This is a genomic window from Providencia sp., from assembly GCF_003533305.1.
GTDB lineage: Bacteria > Pseudomonadota > Gammaproteobacteria > Enterobacterales > Enterobacteriaceae > Providencia.
Genome location: NZ_DOEH01000001.1, coordinates 74,711 through 90,464 on the forward strand (window position 1 = coordinate 74,711; position 15,754 = coordinate 90,464).

General features: G+C 41.0%; 15 protein-coding genes and 1 other annotated feature. Of the genes, 12 read left to right on the forward strand and 3 right to left on the reverse strand.

Annotated features, from left to right (window positions below; translation table 11 throughout):
* Nucleotides 1-485: 485 nt before the first annotated feature.
* Both DD649_RS00305 and DD649_RS00310 read left to right on the forward strand, forming a co-directional pair.
* Entirely contained in the window at nucleotides 486-1,796 is a 1,311-nt protein-coding gene (locus DD649_RS00305) for a serine/threonine transporter (RefSeq protein ID WP_294101208.1), read from the forward strand.
* A gap of 215 nt (nucleotides 1,797-2,011) precedes the next feature.
* A complete protein-coding gene (locus DD649_RS00310) occupies nucleotides 2,012-3,379 on the forward strand; it encodes an L-serine ammonia-lyase (protein WP_294101213.1) in 1,368 nt (455 codons plus the stop codon).
* Between the two features lie 108 nt (nucleotides 3,380-3,487).
* Here the strand turns inward: DD649_RS00310 and DD649_RS00315 are convergent, their stop codons facing one another.
* The gene (locus DD649_RS00315) at nucleotides 3,488-4,693 is read right to left on the reverse strand and encodes a serine hydrolase (RefSeq protein ID WP_294101216.1); all 1,206 of its coding nucleotides are present in this window, start codon (nucleotides 4,691-4,693) and stop codon (nucleotides 3,488-3,490) included.
* Between the two features lie 244 nt (nucleotides 4,694-4,937).
* On the opposite strand from DD649_RS00315, the gene DD649_RS00320 reads away from it, so the two are divergent.
* Entirely contained in the window at nucleotides 4,938-5,561 is a 624-nt protein-coding gene (locus DD649_RS00320) for a glutathione S-transferase family protein (RefSeq protein ID WP_294101219.1), read from the forward strand.
* Nucleotides 5,562-5,565: 4 nt separating this feature from the next.
* On the opposite strand, the gene DD649_RS00325 is transcribed toward DD649_RS00320, so the two are convergent.
* Entirely contained in the window at nucleotides 5,566-6,393 is an 828-nt protein-coding gene (locus DD649_RS00325; RefSeq protein ID WP_294101222.1) for an SDR family oxidoreductase, read from the reverse strand.
* A 269-nt stretch (nucleotides 6,394-6,662) separates the two neighbouring features.
* Nucleotides 6,663-6,790 (forward strand) — a sequence feature (His leader region).
* Nucleotides 6,791-6,830: 40 nt separating this feature from the next.
* Between DD649_RS00325 and hisG the strand changes: the two genes are divergently transcribed.
* The 9 genes from hisG to DD649_RS00370 all read left to right on the forward strand — a co-directional run bounded on the left by hisG (nucleotide 6,831) and on the right by DD649_RS00370 (nucleotide 14,696).
* On the forward strand, nucleotides 6,831-7,730 hold the full coding sequence (gene hisG, locus DD649_RS00330; protein WP_294101224.1) for an ATP phosphoribosyltransferase: 900 nt from the start codon (nucleotides 6,831-6,833) through the stop codon (nucleotides 7,728-7,730).
* 7 nt (nucleotides 7,731-7,737) lie between these two features.
* Nucleotides 7,738-9,054, forward strand: a complete 1,317-nt coding sequence (gene hisD, locus DD649_RS00335; protein WP_294101226.1) for a histidinol dehydrogenase — start codon at nucleotides 7,738-7,740, stop codon at nucleotides 9,052-9,054.
* Nucleotides 9,055-9,057: 3 nt separating this feature from the next.
* Nucleotides 9,058-10,128 carry a histidinol-phosphate transaminase gene (hisC, locus tag DD649_RS00340; protein ID WP_294101229.1) on the forward strand — a complete coding sequence of 357 codons (1,071 nt, stop codon included), beginning with the start codon at nucleotides 9,058-9,060 and terminating at the stop codon, nucleotides 10,126-10,128.
* A gap of 13 nt (nucleotides 10,129-10,141) precedes the next feature.
* Nucleotides 10,142-11,209 (forward strand): bifunctional histidinol-phosphatase/imidazoleglycerol-phosphate dehydratase HisB, encoded by a 1,068-nt coding sequence (hisB, locus tag DD649_RS00345; RefSeq protein ID WP_294101232.1) that lies wholly within the window; start codon nucleotides 10,142-10,144, stop codon nucleotides 11,207-11,209.
* Nucleotides 11,209-11,802 (forward strand): imidazole glycerol phosphate synthase subunit HisH, encoded by a 594-nt coding sequence (gene hisH, locus DD649_RS00350; RefSeq protein ID WP_294101235.1) that lies wholly within the window; start codon nucleotides 11,209-11,211, stop codon nucleotides 11,800-11,802. The genes hisB and hisH overlap by 1 nt, the downstream gene beginning before the upstream one ends.
* A gap of 5 nt (nucleotides 11,803-11,807) precedes the next feature.
* Complete coding sequence (gene hisA / locus DD649_RS00355) at nucleotides 11,808-12,545, forward strand: 1-(5-phosphoribosyl)-5-[(5-phosphoribosylamino)methylideneamino]imidazole-4-carboxamide isomerase (RefSeq protein ID WP_294101237.1); 738 nt, start codon at nucleotides 11,808-11,810, stop codon at nucleotides 12,543-12,545.
* On the forward strand, nucleotides 12,527-13,303 hold the full coding sequence (gene hisF, locus DD649_RS00360; RefSeq protein WP_294101240.1) for an imidazole glycerol phosphate synthase subunit HisF: 777 nt from the start codon (nucleotides 12,527-12,529) through the stop codon (nucleotides 13,301-13,303). The genes hisA and hisF overlap by 19 nt, the downstream gene beginning before the upstream one ends.
* Nucleotides 13,297-13,908: a bifunctional phosphoribosyl-AMP cyclohydrolase/phosphoribosyl-ATP diphosphatase HisIE gene (gene hisIE / locus DD649_RS00365; RefSeq protein WP_294101243.1), complete on the forward strand. Its 612-nt coding sequence runs from the start codon at nucleotides 13,297-13,299 to the stop codon at nucleotides 13,906-13,908. Before hisF ends, hisIE begins: the two co-directional genes overlap by 7 nt.
* A gap of 290 nt (nucleotides 13,909-14,198) precedes the next feature.
* Nucleotides 14,199-14,696, forward strand: a complete 498-nt coding sequence (locus tag DD649_RS00370) for a YbaK/prolyl-tRNA synthetase associated domain-containing protein (protein WP_294101245.1) — start codon at nucleotides 14,199-14,201, stop codon at nucleotides 14,694-14,696.
* A 208-nt stretch (nucleotides 14,697-14,904) separates the two neighbouring features.
* Here the strand turns inward: DD649_RS00370 and DD649_RS00375 are convergent, their stop codons facing one another.
* A complete protein-coding gene (locus DD649_RS00375) occupies nucleotides 14,905-15,546 on the reverse strand; it encodes a CatB-related O-acetyltransferase (RefSeq protein ID WP_294101247.1) in 642 nt (213 codons plus the stop codon).
* Nucleotides 15,547-15,754: the final 208 nt, after the last annotated feature.

The following is a 15,754-nucleotide window of genomic DNA, read 5'->3' on the forward strand; positions in this document are numbered from 1 at the left end:
ATAAGTATTTCCATATAAATAGATGATAATTTAAACACTATAACTAAAGTCATTAATATAAGAACATTTCTCAAACAGAATTTAATTCTATTAATAAATATCCAATTTCCTAACTGCTAACTAAATATAAAAACGTCTTAAAAAAACACATAAGTTAAATTTCATTAACATTTTTATAAAATATAATGTAAGTCTGTAAACATGGGGTATATTTCTCTTCTGAGATAGTGATCACGGCATTTTATTCTGGTAAAATGTAGATTCACACCCTCAAAAACCAGATTTAAACTTTACTGATAAAATTACAAAACTGATTGAAAATGAATTTAGTTTCTTTTTCAGTTTTATTTTCAATCAGATTGTTATGTAGAAAAATCTACTTTTAATTTGGCGATTAATTGTTCGAACCAAAAGATTAAAACATTCTTGCGATGATACATCGTTAGACATAAAAACTATTTTTGACTTTTATTTTGGAGACTATAATGGATACAACTAAAGTTGGTTCCATCGATACAAAAGCTTCTGGAGATCCTCGCGCTTGGCGTAAAACGGATACTGTATGGATGCTTGGTTTATACGGTACAGCTATCGGTGCTGGTGTACTGTTCCTGCCTATCAATGCGGGTATGAGTGGATTAATCCCTGTTTTGGTTATGTTAGTTTTAGCTTTCCCAATGACTTTCTTTGCTCACCGTGGTTTAACCCGTTTTGTTCTTTCTGGCTCAAAACCAGACGGCGATATTACTGAAGTTGTTGAAGAGCACTTTGGCCGTACTGCTGGTAACTGGATTACCTTACTTTACTTCTTCGCTATTTATCCTATTTTGCTTGTTTATGGTGTATCAATTACCAATAACGTGCACAAATTCCTAACTGAATTATTAGGTGTTACCGCACCACCACGTTGGTTATTAGCATTAATTTTAGTTGGTGGGATCATGGCTATCGTGTCCTTTGGCGAAAAATATATCGTTAAAGTCATGAGCATGTTAGTTTTCCCATTCATTGCTGTTTTAGTTGCCTTCTCTTTGTATATGATCCCATATTGGAATGGCGCGGTACTTGATACCCTGACATTTGAAGGTATTGCAGAAGCAGCTAAACATACGGGCGCCCAAAGTATTTGGATCACTATCTGGCTGACAATCCCTGTCATGGTATTCGCATTTAACCATTCACCAATTATCTCTGCATTCTCTGTAGCTAAACGTGAAGAATACGGTGATTACGCTGAACAAAAAAGCTCACGTATTCTTGCTTCTGCGCACATACTTATGGTGATGACAGTCATGTTCTTCGTCATCAGTTGCGTATTTACGTTATCTTCAGCGGACCTTGCACAAGCAAAAGCACAAAACATTAGTATTCTTGACTACTTGTCAGGCTACTTTGATCAACCATTCATTAAATTTGCCGCTGCGATTATTGCATTCATCGCTATCATTAAATCATTCCTTGGCCATTATTTAGGTGCTAGAGAAGGTTTTAATGGCTTAGTTGAACGCGCTTATCGTGCAAAAGGTAAAACCATTGATATCCGTAAATTAAACCGCGGCACAGCAATCTTCATGCTCGTCACTACATGGATAGTGGCAACACTGAATCCTGGCGTACTTGATATCATCGAAAGCCTTGGTGGCCCTGTTATCGCAATCCTACTGTTCCTAATGCCGATGTATGCTATCCATAAAATACCTGCAATGCGTAAATATGCAGGCAAAATTAGTAATGTATTTATCGTCATTATGGGTTGTGTGGCTATCTCAGCTGCGATTTACAAACTGTTTTTCTAATTAAAGAATTTAGCAGTATTTGAACCAAACCTGCCGCCTACATCTTAAGCATCTAATAGCAATTAGATAATTGAAGTGTAGGCCGGCACGGCAGGCAGAACTAATCTAAGCCACAAATATTCTCACATTTCTTATCTAGCTTTGCTAAGCCGCCCCTGTAACTCAAGTATCACGGGGATACTTAACTACAGATTCACAGCATAGGAATACGTACCATGATCAGCGTATTTGACATTTTCAAAATCGGTATCGGCCCTTCAAGCTCCCATACTGTTGGCCCAATGAAAGCGGGCAAACAATTTGTAGAAGATTTAATTCAACAAAACTTACTCACAAAAACTTCTCGTGTTGCTGTCGATGTTTATGGCTCTTTATCTTTAACAGGTCGAGGTCATGCCACGGATATGGCAATTATTATGGGCCTTGCTGGCAACCTACCTGACACCGTTGATATTGATGCCATACCTGCATTTATGCGTAATGTAGAACAAACTGGTAAACTTCAACTCGCCCAAGGGCAACATGAAGTCGATTTTCCAATTTCCGGTGGAATGAATTTTCATTCAACTAACTTACCGTTACACGAAAACGCGATGACAATTACCGCGTTTAGTGGTGATAACATTTTATATACAAAGAACTACTACTCTATAGGGGGTGGTTTTATTGTAGATGAAGATCACTTTGGTAAAACAGATGATAATGCCGTACAGGTTCCCTATCCCTACCAATATGCGGCTGACCTACAAAAACACTGTAAAGAAACGGGTTTATCACTATCAGCTCTTGTGATGCAAAATGAGCTCGCATTGCATAGTAAAGACGACATTCATCAATATTTATCTGCTGTTTGGGATGTAATGAAAGCAGGCATAGAGCGTGGCGTGACGACTGAAGGTTTACTACCCGGTCCTCTTCGTGTTCCTCGCCGCGCAGCTGCTTTGCGTCGCCAATTAGTAACTAGCGATAGCACTAATACCGACCCAATGGCTGTTATTGATTGGATCAACATGTACGCTCTCGCCGTCAATGAAGAGAATGCGGCAGGGGGACGAGTTGTCACCGCGCCAACCAATGGCGCTTGCGGAATTGTTCCTGCCGTACTGGCTTACTACGACAAATTTATCCGTCCAGTAAATGAAAATTCATTGACGCGTTACTTTTTAGTCACTGGGGTGATTGGTTCATTATATAAAATGAATGCGTCAATTTCAGGTGCTGAAGTGGGCTGCCAAGGCGAGGTAGGCGTCGCTTGTTCAATGGCCGCTGCGGGTCTTGCAGAATTGATGGGGGGAAGCCCTGAACAAGTTTGTATTGCCGCAGAAATTGGTATGGAACATAACCTAGGTTTAACCTGTGACCCTGTTGGCGGGCAAGTACAAGTGCCTTGTATTGAACGCAATGCAATTGCAGCGGTTAAAGCTGTGAATGCAGCACGTATGGCGATACGTCGTGTCAGCGACCCACGTGTTTGCCTCGATAAAGTTATCGAAACCATGTATGAAACAGGTAAAGATATTAATGCTAAATATCGTGAAACATCACAAGGTGGCTTAGCTATCAAGTTAGCATTCTGCGAGTAATAAGATATTCAGTTATCTAACAATAAAATGCCTATAACAATTTGAATTCATTTCAATATTATAGGCATTTTTTATTCGCTTTACTGAGCTAAAACTCAAAATCAGTCATTACCCAAAAATAGCACTCCACCAGCCACTAATGGTTTTCATCACAAAATCCCACATACGACCGAAGAAACCGGCTTCTTCAACGGCTTCTTTAGCCACTAAAGGATGCTGCTCAACAATTTCATCATTTAAAATAAAATTAATTGTTCCCACCGCTTGGTTTTTAGCCAATGGCGCTTCTAAAGAATCATTGTTAAGTTTGATATCAACTTTAAGGTTTTGTAACTGCCCTTTCGGAATAGTGATGGACACATCACTTTCAACACCAAGTTCCACTTCAGATTTATCACCAAACCAAACTCTTTGTGTTTTTAGTGTGGCGTCAGCTTTAATTGGTGTGACTGTTTCAAAGAAGCGAAAACCCCATGTCAGTAACTTTTCACTTTCGGAAAAACGAACTCGGTCACTCGGTGCGCCAAGTACAACGGAAATCAAACGCATCGGTCCATCCGTCGCCGAAGCCACTAAATTGTGACCAGCCCCATTAGTATGGCCTGTTTTTACACCATCAACATTTAAGTTTTGGTTCCATAACAAACGGTTACGATTTGGTTGCTTAATTTTATTAAAGGTAAACTCTTTTTCTTTATGCAGGATATATTCGTCTGGCACATCACGGATCATCGCTTGGGTTAGCAACGCCATATCACGTGCAGTACTGTATTGTCCTTCAGAATCAAGGCCATGTACTGTTTTAAAGTGTGTGTTTTTCAATCCTATTTGCTGAACATATTGATTCATCAAACTCACAAATGAATCTTGGCTACCTGCAACATAATCAGCCAGTGCAATACTCGCGTCATTACCCGACTGAATAACAATACCTTTGTTCAAATCAAGTACTGAAACACGGTCTTTTGGCTTAAGAAACATTAAAGAGGAACCTTTTAGCACAGGATTACCCGTCGCCCATGCATCTTCCCCTACTGTTACCATATCTTGAGGTGTGATTTTCCCAGCTTTAACCGCCTGACCAATGACGTAACTAGTCATTATCTTCGTCAAACTTGCCGGATCTAAACGTTGATCAGGATTACTAGACGCTAAAATTTTACCGCTATTGTAGTCCATCAATACAAACGCTTTTACATCAACTTGTGGAGCAACCGGAGCCTGAGCCGCATATACACTGCCACTCACAGCAACTAAAAGACCAAACCCAACCCTTGCATAACGGGTTTTAAGGGACAATATTTCTCTACTCATCGGTTATTCCTTTACGAATTTTAATCAGTTAAACACTATTGCTGGAAATCACTAAACGATAAAAACTTCGCTGCGATAAAATAAGCTTACTAAATCAAATTATTCCAACAATTATAAATTTCTTTCTAATAGTAAAGCTTTCCGCATTCTCTGACCATCAGCAACAAATAAAGATTGTTCCTATAATGGAATTTCATCTATCTTAGGTAAGGTAAATGACAAAATAAAATTAAGGGAGAATGACATGTTAACTGTATGGGGTCGCACTAACTCATCAAACGTCAAAAAAGTACTTTGGTGTTTAGAAGAGCTCAATATTGCTTATAATCAAAAAGATGTAGGTGGCCCATTTGGCGGGCTAGAGACACCTGAATATAAAAAAATGAATCCAAACAGCACTATTCCGACTCTACAGGATGATGGCTTTACGCTGTGGGAATCCAATGCAATTTTACGTTATCTTACGGAAAAGTTTGATCGCGCTCACTTATTGTTGTCTCAAGATATACAAGAAAAAGCAGCAGCTGATCAGTGGATGGATTGGGCTGGTGTGAATTTATTTGATCATATCAAACAGATGATGAATAAAATTGTGCGTGTCCCAGAGGCAGATAGAGACCCTGAGCAAGCAAAAATCATTCATGCAAACATTAATCGATTATTACAAATAGCAGATGATGCGTTAGCTACTCAACCTTATTTCAGCGGCCAAAAATTTGGTATTGCGGATATTGCTATCGCGCCACTGTTTTATCCGTGGCACGAAATTGTCACTGAGCGCCCTGCCTTCAACAATTTGGAACGTTGGTATCAGCAGTTGACCACTCGCCCACTATTCCAAAAAATTGTCATGGTACCGATTAAGTAATTAATTATAGCGTCATATTCATCGTGCTTGGGTTTTGATATTGATACTCAAAACCCAGTTCCTCGCAAATTCGATGACCATTAATAACCTTACCTTCTGGCTCATTATCTTCCATAATAAATTCAGGTGATTCTAATCCAAGTGACTGAGCTGCTTGGGAATAAAAATCAGACCGACTTGGATGAACTGGCGCACAAAGATTATAAATATGTCCACCTGTCGGCTGCTGAAGCAACAACAAAATTGCCGCAATCACATCATCTTGATGAACGATATTCACAGGTTGGTTTGCGCCTTTTAATCCTTTTTTACCCGCTAAAAAACGCCCTGCATGACGATTTTCCCCCACAAGCCCCGCTAAACGCAAAATATCTACAGAAATATGAGGTAAATCATGCAGCCATTGCTCCACGCCTACTAATGCCTTTGCCGACTCAGTTTCGCCTTCAAGTGGTGAATCTTCATCAATTAGCCCTTGTACATCTCCATAAACGGAAGTCGATGAGGTAAAAATAATACGGGGCACATGAAACGCAATTGCACTATCAACAAGCTGTTCTATTGCCTCAATATAGGTTGCAGTATTCACCTTAGAAGGGGGCAATAAAATAACAACAGCATCACTTTGTGCCATCAATTGTTCTAAATCTTCAGTATCACATTCTAAGTTAGGCGTTAATTTTAAAGCATAACAATCAACACCGACAGCACGCGCCGCATCAACCCCATCTGAGGTTGTTTTGGTTCCTGAAACGCAAACACCTTGCGCTAATAATGCATTTGCCAAAGGCAAACCTAACCAACCTAAACCAATTATCGTTACTTTTTTCATTTAGTTGCCCCTAAATCGGCTAATAATGACACTACGTTTATTTACTAGGTTAGCTGAAAATCATTAAACTTCCGAACCTATTTTCTATGAGATTAATCACTATAAAAGTACTTTATATAACTATTATTGGTTATTTTAAAAAAAAGAGTTGCATTCATAGGCTAAAATCGGATAGGTTGAATACCAATGAGTATTTAACTCGACTGAATTTTTAAGCAGTTAACTAATTATATAACGGAAGCTATTATGACTCGTATTTCACGCAACCACCATCATCACCATCATCCTGATTAGTCTTTTAGGCGATGTGTGCTGGAAGACGATCAACGACTCTTCCGGTGGCTGAAATGCGAAAATAGAAAACCCTCGGAAGATAATCTTCCGAGGGTTTTTTTATTATTAATCAAAAAGATATTTAAGGGATTTAGGGTGTAATTATGTTGGATAAAACACGTTTAAGAATTGCAATTCAAAAATCAGGCCGTCTTAGTGAAGAATCAAGAGAGTTATTGTCACGCTGCGGGATCAAAATTAATTTACAACAACAACGTTTGATTGCTTATGCAGAAAATATGCCTATTGATTTACTGCGTGTTCGTGATGATGATATCCCAGGCTTAGTCATGGATGGTGTTGTTGACCTCGGTATTATCGGTGAAAACGTACTTGAAGAAGAATTACTCAACCGCCGTGCACAGGGTGATAACCCACAGTATAAAACATTACGCCGTCTTGATTTTGGCGCTTGCCGCTTATCATTAGCCGCTCCATTAGATTTCAACTATACCGGAGCTGAATGTTTAAATGGTTCTCGCGTAGCTACCTCTTATCCACACCTGTTAAAACGTTACTTTGACGGAAAAGGAATTCAATTTAAATCTTGCCTACTCAACGGCTCAGTGGAAGTTGCACCTCGTGCAGGCCTTTCAGATGCTATCTGTGACCTTGTTTCCACAGGGGCGACTCTTGAAGCAAACGGTTTAAAAGAAGTTGAAGTGATTTATCGTTCAAAAGCCTGCTTAATCCAGCGTGATGGTGAAATGTCAGCAGATAAACAACAGCTTATCGACCGCATGATGACACGTATTCAAGGTGTTATCCAAGCACGTGAATCTAAATACATTATGTTGCACGCGCCAAGTGAAACACTCGATGACATCATTGCTTTACTACCTGGCGCTGAACGCCCAACTATTTTGCCGCTGGCGGGTGACAAAAATCGTGTTGCTATGCACATGGTTAGCTCGGAAACTTTGTTCTGGGAAACAATGGAAAAACTCAAATCATTAGGGGCAAGCTCGATTCTTGTGTTACCAATTGAAAAGATGATGGAGTAAACACGCCATGGAACTGGGATTCAATCAACCAATCCGCTGGTCAACTTGCAGCGAAAAACAGCAAAGCACCCTGCTAATGCGCCCAGCTATTGCCGCATCAGGCAGCATCAGTGCGGCAGTTAGCCAGATAATTGACCAAGTACGCAAAGAGGGTGATATCGCCCTACAAGAACTTAGCCGACGCTTTGATAAAACAGATATTTCGACTGTTCGTGTGACGCAAGAAGCCGTTGACGAAGCCCAAACACGCCTTGGTGATGAAATTAAAGTCGCTATGAAAACGGCAATCAATAATATTCGCCGTTTTCATGAAGCGCAAATACCGTCCCCAATTACGGTTGAAACGCAACCAGGAGTCGTTTGCCAACAAGTCACTCGTCCTATTGATTCTGTTGGATTATACATTCCCGGTGGTTCTGCCCCCTTATTATCTACCGTTATGATGCTTGGTACACCCGCCAATATTGCAGGATGCCGTAAAATTATTCTTTGCTCGCCGCCACCGATTGCCGATGAAATTTTATATGCTGCAAAATTGTGTGGCATCACCGAAATTTTCCATGTGGGTGGCGCGCAGGCCATTGCTGCAATGGCGTTCGGAACCCAAAGCATTCCAGCCGTGGATAAAATTTTCGGTCCAGGAAATGCTTATGTGACTGAAGCAAAACGCCAAGTTAGCCAAAGCCATGACGGCGCTGCCATTGATATGCCAGCAGGTCCTTCAGAGGTCTTAGTTATCGCAGATAGCCAAGCGAATCCAGCCTTTACCGCATCAGATTTATTATCACAAGCGGAGCATGGCCCTGATTCACAAGTGATATTACTTACCGATGATGAAAATTTCGCGCAACGTGTTATCGACGAAACAGAAAAACAATTAGCTCAGCTTTCTCGCGCTGCGATTGCCAGAGAAGCTCTTAGCGCTAGTCGAGTGATTATTGCGGATTCAATTGAGCAATGTGTTGAAATCAGCAATCGTTATGGTCCTGAACATTTGATATTACAAACACGTAATGCTGATGACTTAGTCGATTCTATCACTAATGCAGGGTCAGTTTTCGTGGGTGATTGGTCGCCTGAATCCGCCGGAGATTATGCGTCAGGCACAAACCACGTACTGCCAACTTATGGTTATACCTCAACCTATTCAAGCCTTGGATTGGCTGATTTCATGAAACGAATGACAGTACAAAAACTTTCAGCTCAAGGTTTATTAGGGTTAGCAACAACGATAGAAACACTAGCACAAGCGGAGCAACTCACGGCTCACAAAAATGCCGTTACCTTACGAGTCACCGAACTAAAAAAACAAAATAAGGAATAAGTGATGAGCCAAAATTTTAATGCCGCCAGCCTTGCTCGCGAAAATGTCAAAGTCATGACGCCATACATGTCGGCCCGCCGTCTTGGGGGGAATGGTGATGTGTGGCTCAACGCTAACGAATATCCAACCGCGCCTGATTTTCAATTTAATGAGCGTAATCTGAACCGCTATCCAGAATGCCAACCTGCTGCGGTGATCCAAAACTATGCGGCTTACACCGGTTTAACCCCAGAGCAAGTTTTGGTCTGCCGTGGAGCCGATGAATCTATCGAATTACTCATTCGTGCATTTTGCGAGCCGGGTAAAGATGCCATGATGTATTGCCCTCCGACCTACGGCATGTACAGCGTAAGTGCAGAAACATTTGGCGTTGAGCAAAAGAAAATAATGGCGCTGCCCGATTGGTCTTTAAATGTGGATGCCATCCGTGAAAATTTACCCAATACTAAATTAATTTATATTTGTAGCCCAAATAACCCGACGGGCAATATCATCGATAATAAAGCGCTACTCGAAGTATTAGAAATGACAGCAGGACGCGCTTTAGTGGTCGTTGATGAGGCTTATATCGAATTTTGTCCTCAATATAGTGTGACTAGCTGGTTAGCTAATTATCCAAATTTAGTGATTTTAAGAACTTTATCAAAAGCATTTGCCTTAGCAGGCTTACGCTGTGGCTTCACCTTAGCCGCTCCAGAAGTAATCGAGATCTTACTCAAAGTGATAGCCCCGTACCCATTATCAACGCCTGTAGCGATGATAGCAGCGAAAGCTTTAGATAGTGATGGTATCAATACCATGAAAAGCCGCGTAGCCATTATCTCACAAAATCGAATCGCGCTATCTGAAGCCCTACGCGATTTACCAGTCGTTGAAAAAGTCTATCCAAGCGAAACCAACTATATTCTGGTGCGCTTTATCGATGGCGCGAAAGTGTTTAAAGCGCTTTGGGATAAAGGCATTATTTTACGCGATCAAAGTAAACAACCGGGGCTAGTTAATTGCCTGCGTATTACTATCGGGACAGAGACAGAAAATGTCCGTGTTATTGAAGCTATTGAAGCACTTTGTTAATTAGGAATAACTCATGAACCAGAAAATTCTTTTTATCGACCGTGATGGGACATTAATTACTGAGCCACCTACCGATTTTCAAGTCGATAGCCTCAGTAAACTGGCCTTTGAAAAAGCAGTTATTCCAAGTTTACTCGCGCTACAAAAAGCCAATTACCGCTTGGTGATGATCACCAATCAAGACGGACTAGGAACTGAAAGTTTTCCAACTGCTGACTTCGAGCCGCCTCATAACTTAATGATGCAGGTTTTTGAATCACAAGGTATTCAATTTGATGAAGTGCTGATTTGCCCACATAAACCTGCGGATAATTGCGCGTGTCGCAAACCTAAACTGCAACTTGTTGAGAAATATTTAGCCGAAGCCATTTTAGATACCGAAAATAGTTATGTGATTGGCGATCGCGAAACAGATATTCAACTTGCTAAAAATATGGGGATCAAAGGGCTACGTTATAATGCAGCCGAACTTGATTGGACAGCCATCGCGAATCAGCTGACTAAACCTAACCGCTATGCACGCGTTGAGCGTACCACGAAAGAAACCAATATCGTGGTTGAAGTATGGTTAGATCAAGAAGGTGGCAGCGAAATCAGTACTGGCGTTGGCTTCTTTGACCACATGCTAGATCAAATCGCTACCCACGGCGGTTTTCGCTTAAATGTTAAGGTCAATGGTGACTTATTTATCGATGACCACCACAGTGTAGAAGATACGGGCCTTGCTTTAGGTGAAGCATTAAGAGTAGCGCTTGGTGATAAACGTGGTATCGCTCGCTTTGGTTTTGTCTTACCTATGGATGAATGCCAAGCGCGCTGCGCATTAGACATTTCAGGTCGCCCACACCTCGAATATAAAGCCGAATTTAAATATCAACGTGTGGGTGATTTAAGCACTGAAATGATTGAACATTTCTTTAGTTCACTCTCTTATGCGATGGGCTGTACCTTACACTTGAAAACCAAGGGTAAAAACGATCACCACAAAGCAGAAAGCCTATTCAAAGTGTTTGGCCGTACCTTACGCCAAGCTATCCGTGTTGAAGGGAATACCTTACCAAGCTCTAAAGGGGTGCTTTAATGAACGTGGTCATCCTTGATACGGGTTGTGCCAATTTAGCCTCTGTCGCTTATGCGGTAAAACGCTTAGGCTACAATCCGATTGTCAGTCGTGATACCAACACGATTTTACAAGCCGATAAAGTCTTTTTACCGGGTGTTGGTACTGCAAGTGCCGCAATGGAAAAACTCGTTGAACGTGAATTAATTCCATTAATCAGAGCACTCACTCAACCGGTTTTAGGCATTTGCTTAGGGATGCAATTAATGGGTAGTGTCAGTGAAGAAGGAAAAACGGAAATCCCGTTGCTCGGTTTAATTGATAGCCCAGTACAAAAAATGGATGCCAATGGTTTACCCGTCCCCCATAGCGGCTGGAACCAAGTAAAAGCATTAGCAGGCCATCCTTTGTTTAAAGGCATCAATGACGACGCGTATTTTTATTTTGTACACAGTTATTCGATGCCTATTTCAGCGAATACTATTGCGCAAACCTTATATGGCAACCCGTTTAGCAGTGCTGTAAATCAAGATAATTTCTACGGTGTGCAATTTCACCCAGAACGTTCAGGTGCCGCTGGCTCACGCTTGATTCAAAACTTTTTGGAGATGTAATTTTCATGATCATACCTGCATTAGATTTAATTGATGGCACTGTCGTTCGATTGCATCAGGGGGATTACGCCAAACAAACCGATTATGGCACTGACCCACTGCCTCGCTTACAGCAATATGAAAAAGAAGGCGCAAAACTACTGCATTTGGTTGATTTAACTGGTGCTAAAGATCCGCAAAAACGCCAAATTGCATTATTAAAGAAATTATTAGCCGGTGTTTCCGTACCTGTGCAAGTCGGCGGCGGTATTCGTACTGAAGATGACGTAAAAGCATTACTAAACGCAGGAGCAACACGTGTCGTCATTGGTTCGACCGCAGTAACTCAACCCGAACTGGTCAAAACATGGTTTGAACGTTATGGCGGTGAAGCTATCGTTTTGGCGCTGGATGTCCGCATAAATGATAAGGGCATAAAAGAAATTGCGATTAGCGGCTGGCAGGAAAACTCAAATTTAACCCTTGAAGACGCCATTGAAATATATCGTCCTTATGGGTTAAAACATGTCCTGTGTACCGATATATCCAAAGATGGCACCTTAAGTGGTTCTAACGTGGATTTATACCAAGAAATTAGCCAAAAGTTTCCAGATATCCAAATTCAAGCTTCAGGTGGTATTGGTAATTTAGCTGATATCGCAGCAATCCCTCCATCGGGTGCAGCAGGCGTGATTGTTGGGCGAGCCTTACTTGAAGGTAAATTTACTGTTGCGGAGGCAATCGAATGTTGGCAAAACGCATAATTCCTTGTTTGGATGTCCGCGATGGACAAGTCGTCAAAGGTGTTCAGTTTCGCAATCACGAAATCATAGGTGATATCGTTCCCCTTGCCCAGCGTTATGCAAAGGAAGGTGCGGATGAACTAGTATTTTATGATATTACAGCATCCTCTGATGGCCGAGTCGTTGATAAAAGCTGGGTCGCTAAAGTGTCAGAAGTGATTGATATTCCATTCTGTGTTGCAGGTGGTATTAAAAGTGTTGAAGATGCCGCACAAATTCTCTCCTTTGGTGCAGATAAAATTTCTATCAACTCTCCTGCGCTTTCTGACCCCACATTGATCACTCGCTTAGCCGATCGCTTTGGCGTGCAGTGCATTGTTGTCGGTATCGACACCTGGTTTGATGAAGCCACTAACGAATACCTCGTTTACCAATTCACTGGTGATGAAAAACGCACAGCACAGACCCGTTGGAAAACGTTAGATTGGGTAAAAGAAGCACAACAACGTGGCGCGGGTGAAATTGTTTTAAATATGATGAACCAAGACGGTGTACGCCAAGGTTATGATCTGGTACAACTGAAAAAAGTTCGTGAAGTTTGCCAAGTACCATTAATCGCCTCTGGGGGCGCAGGGGAAAAAGTGCATTTCCTTGATGCCTTTACCAATGCAGGTGTCGATGGCGCTTTAGCCGCTTCCGTTTTCCACAAACAGATCATCAATATCGGTGACTTAAAACAATACCTAGCCGAAAATGGAGTTCAAATTAGAGTATGTTAACTACAGAACAATGCAGCCAACTTGCTTGGCAAAAAGTCGATGAATTGATGCCTGTTGTCGTACAACACGCAACTTCCGGTGATGTATTGATGTTGGGCTATATGACCCGTGAAGCGCTACAAGTCACCTTAGACAGTCGTAAAGTGACATTTTTTTCCAGAAGCAAGCAGCGCTTATGGACAAAAGGTGAAACCTCGAATAATTTCCTCAATTTAGTCGATATTGTCGCCGATTGTGACAGCGACACATTGCTAGCGTTGGCGCTACCCGATGGTCCAACTTGTCACAATGGAACCCAAAGCTGCTTCGCTCCAGCGCAAAGTGGCTGGGGATTTCTCTTTGAGCTTGAAAACATACTCAAAGAGCGTAAAACGGCTGATCCTGAGAGCTCTTACACTGCCCGTCTTTACGCTAGTGGAACTAAACGTATCGCCCAAAAAGTCGGTGAAGAAGGTGTGGAAACCGCATTGGCTGCTACCGTTAATGACCGCGCAGAGTTAACTAATGAAGCCGCAGATTTGATGTATCACTTAATGGTTTTATTACAAGATCAAGATCTTGATTTAAGCGCAATTATTAAACGCTTAAAAGAGCGCCATCAATAATCACTCGGCTGCCTAATATTGGTAGCCTAAGCTTATTGACTCAGTGGGATGACGCTAATGTTTCCCACTTTGAGTTTTATTTTGACTATTTCAATGAACGTATACACCAATCTACCGCATTCATTTATTTTGCAAATACCTGCTAGTTCATTGTCATTATTTTTATCTTCTACTTTTTAATTTTCAAGTCTCACTTACTCAACCTTTGCCATCACTTTCTATCAAGTTGTATATCAAATTGAAATTGGTATCATTCCAATTATAGGATGTCGATTTCAAAGGAAATAGTCGTGTCAGAAAATTCAATTTTTATGCAATTAACTCAGTTACTCGATAAAAATAGTGCTCGATATCGTGTGATGGAACACCCGACGGCAGGCAAATCAGAAGAAGTGGCTAAAATTCGTGGTACACAACTAGGACAAGGTGCAAAAGGATTGGTTTGTCATGTAAAAGGTAATGGCATACGTCAGCACGTCCTAGCCGTTTTACCCGCAGATAAGCAGGCTGACCTAAGTAAGATCGCGATAGCAATCGGTGGAACAAGAGCGTCATTAGCCAGCCCCAAAGAAGTGGATGAGTTAACACAATGTGTTTTCGGCGCAATACCGCCGTTTAGCTTCCACCCTTCTTTGTTACTTATTGCAGACCCGCATTTATTTGGTCGTTTTGATGAACTCGCTTTCAACGCTGGCACATTAGAACGCTCTGTAATTTTAAATACAGAAGATTACCAAAGAATTGCATCACCAACGCTGGTTAATTTTATTCGTACTGAAGAAGCATAATTTACGGTTATTAAAAATAACCCTCAGACTACTGTCGAACATATTTTATTTGGCGGCAAGTCTAATAGGTTTTGAAAATAAATTAGGAAAATCAATTCATTGATTTTCGGCTGATAACACAAAGCGGGAAAAACCACGTTTTTATCCCGCTTTGTCAACAACCTCAGGGTTATTAAAAATAACCCTTTAAAAAATAAACTAAAACAACTTACAGATTGAGTTTTTTATCATATTCAAGGCTGGCCGTTTTTAATGCTATAAAATCTGAGCTACAAATAAACGGTTTTAACGCAGTAAACTTCGCTTCAGGCCAATCATAAATTTTGAGCTGCAATAATTCGCCAATAACGTCGGCAGAAAAACGATAATTAATCGGCTTAGCAGGGTTTCCCCCCACAATACTGTATGGCTCGACATCTTTAACAACCACACTATTGGCAGCAATAACCGCACCTTCGCCAATTTTAATACCTGGCATAATAAAAGCGCGCATACCAATCCAAGCGCCGTCACCAATCACGGTATCGCCCTTGCCAATGTAAGCCTCTTCAATATGCTCTAAAAATGGATATAAACAAAACCAATCCATACGATGGGTATGATTGCCGCCCATTAAAATGACCGCTTCACTGCCAATACAGACATAGTCGCCGATATAAAGTTGATCGACATCCCATGCAAGTTGCCAATCTCGACTTTGCTCGTCACCTTGTAAATAGCGAACCACTGATTGTTCAAAACCATCATCCCAGCAATCACTATAATAGCTATGTTGCCCTTTAATATGGATATTCGGATTTTGTACAACTTCATGCAGTAATTCGTATTTCGACCAATGCTTTTTATTCATGGTAACAAACCTTTTAATAACTTTAGTAGTACCATAGAAGAACGCTATCTATGGTGATGTATTCACGTTCAAAACACATCACAATCAGCAATTTGTGGTCGCTTTAATAAAGGGGTTTCCATAAAATAATCCTTAAATTAAATTTTGATAATATTTTATTGCTTAATGACTATTCTACTTTAAAAATATCATAAATAAACGGCTAAAA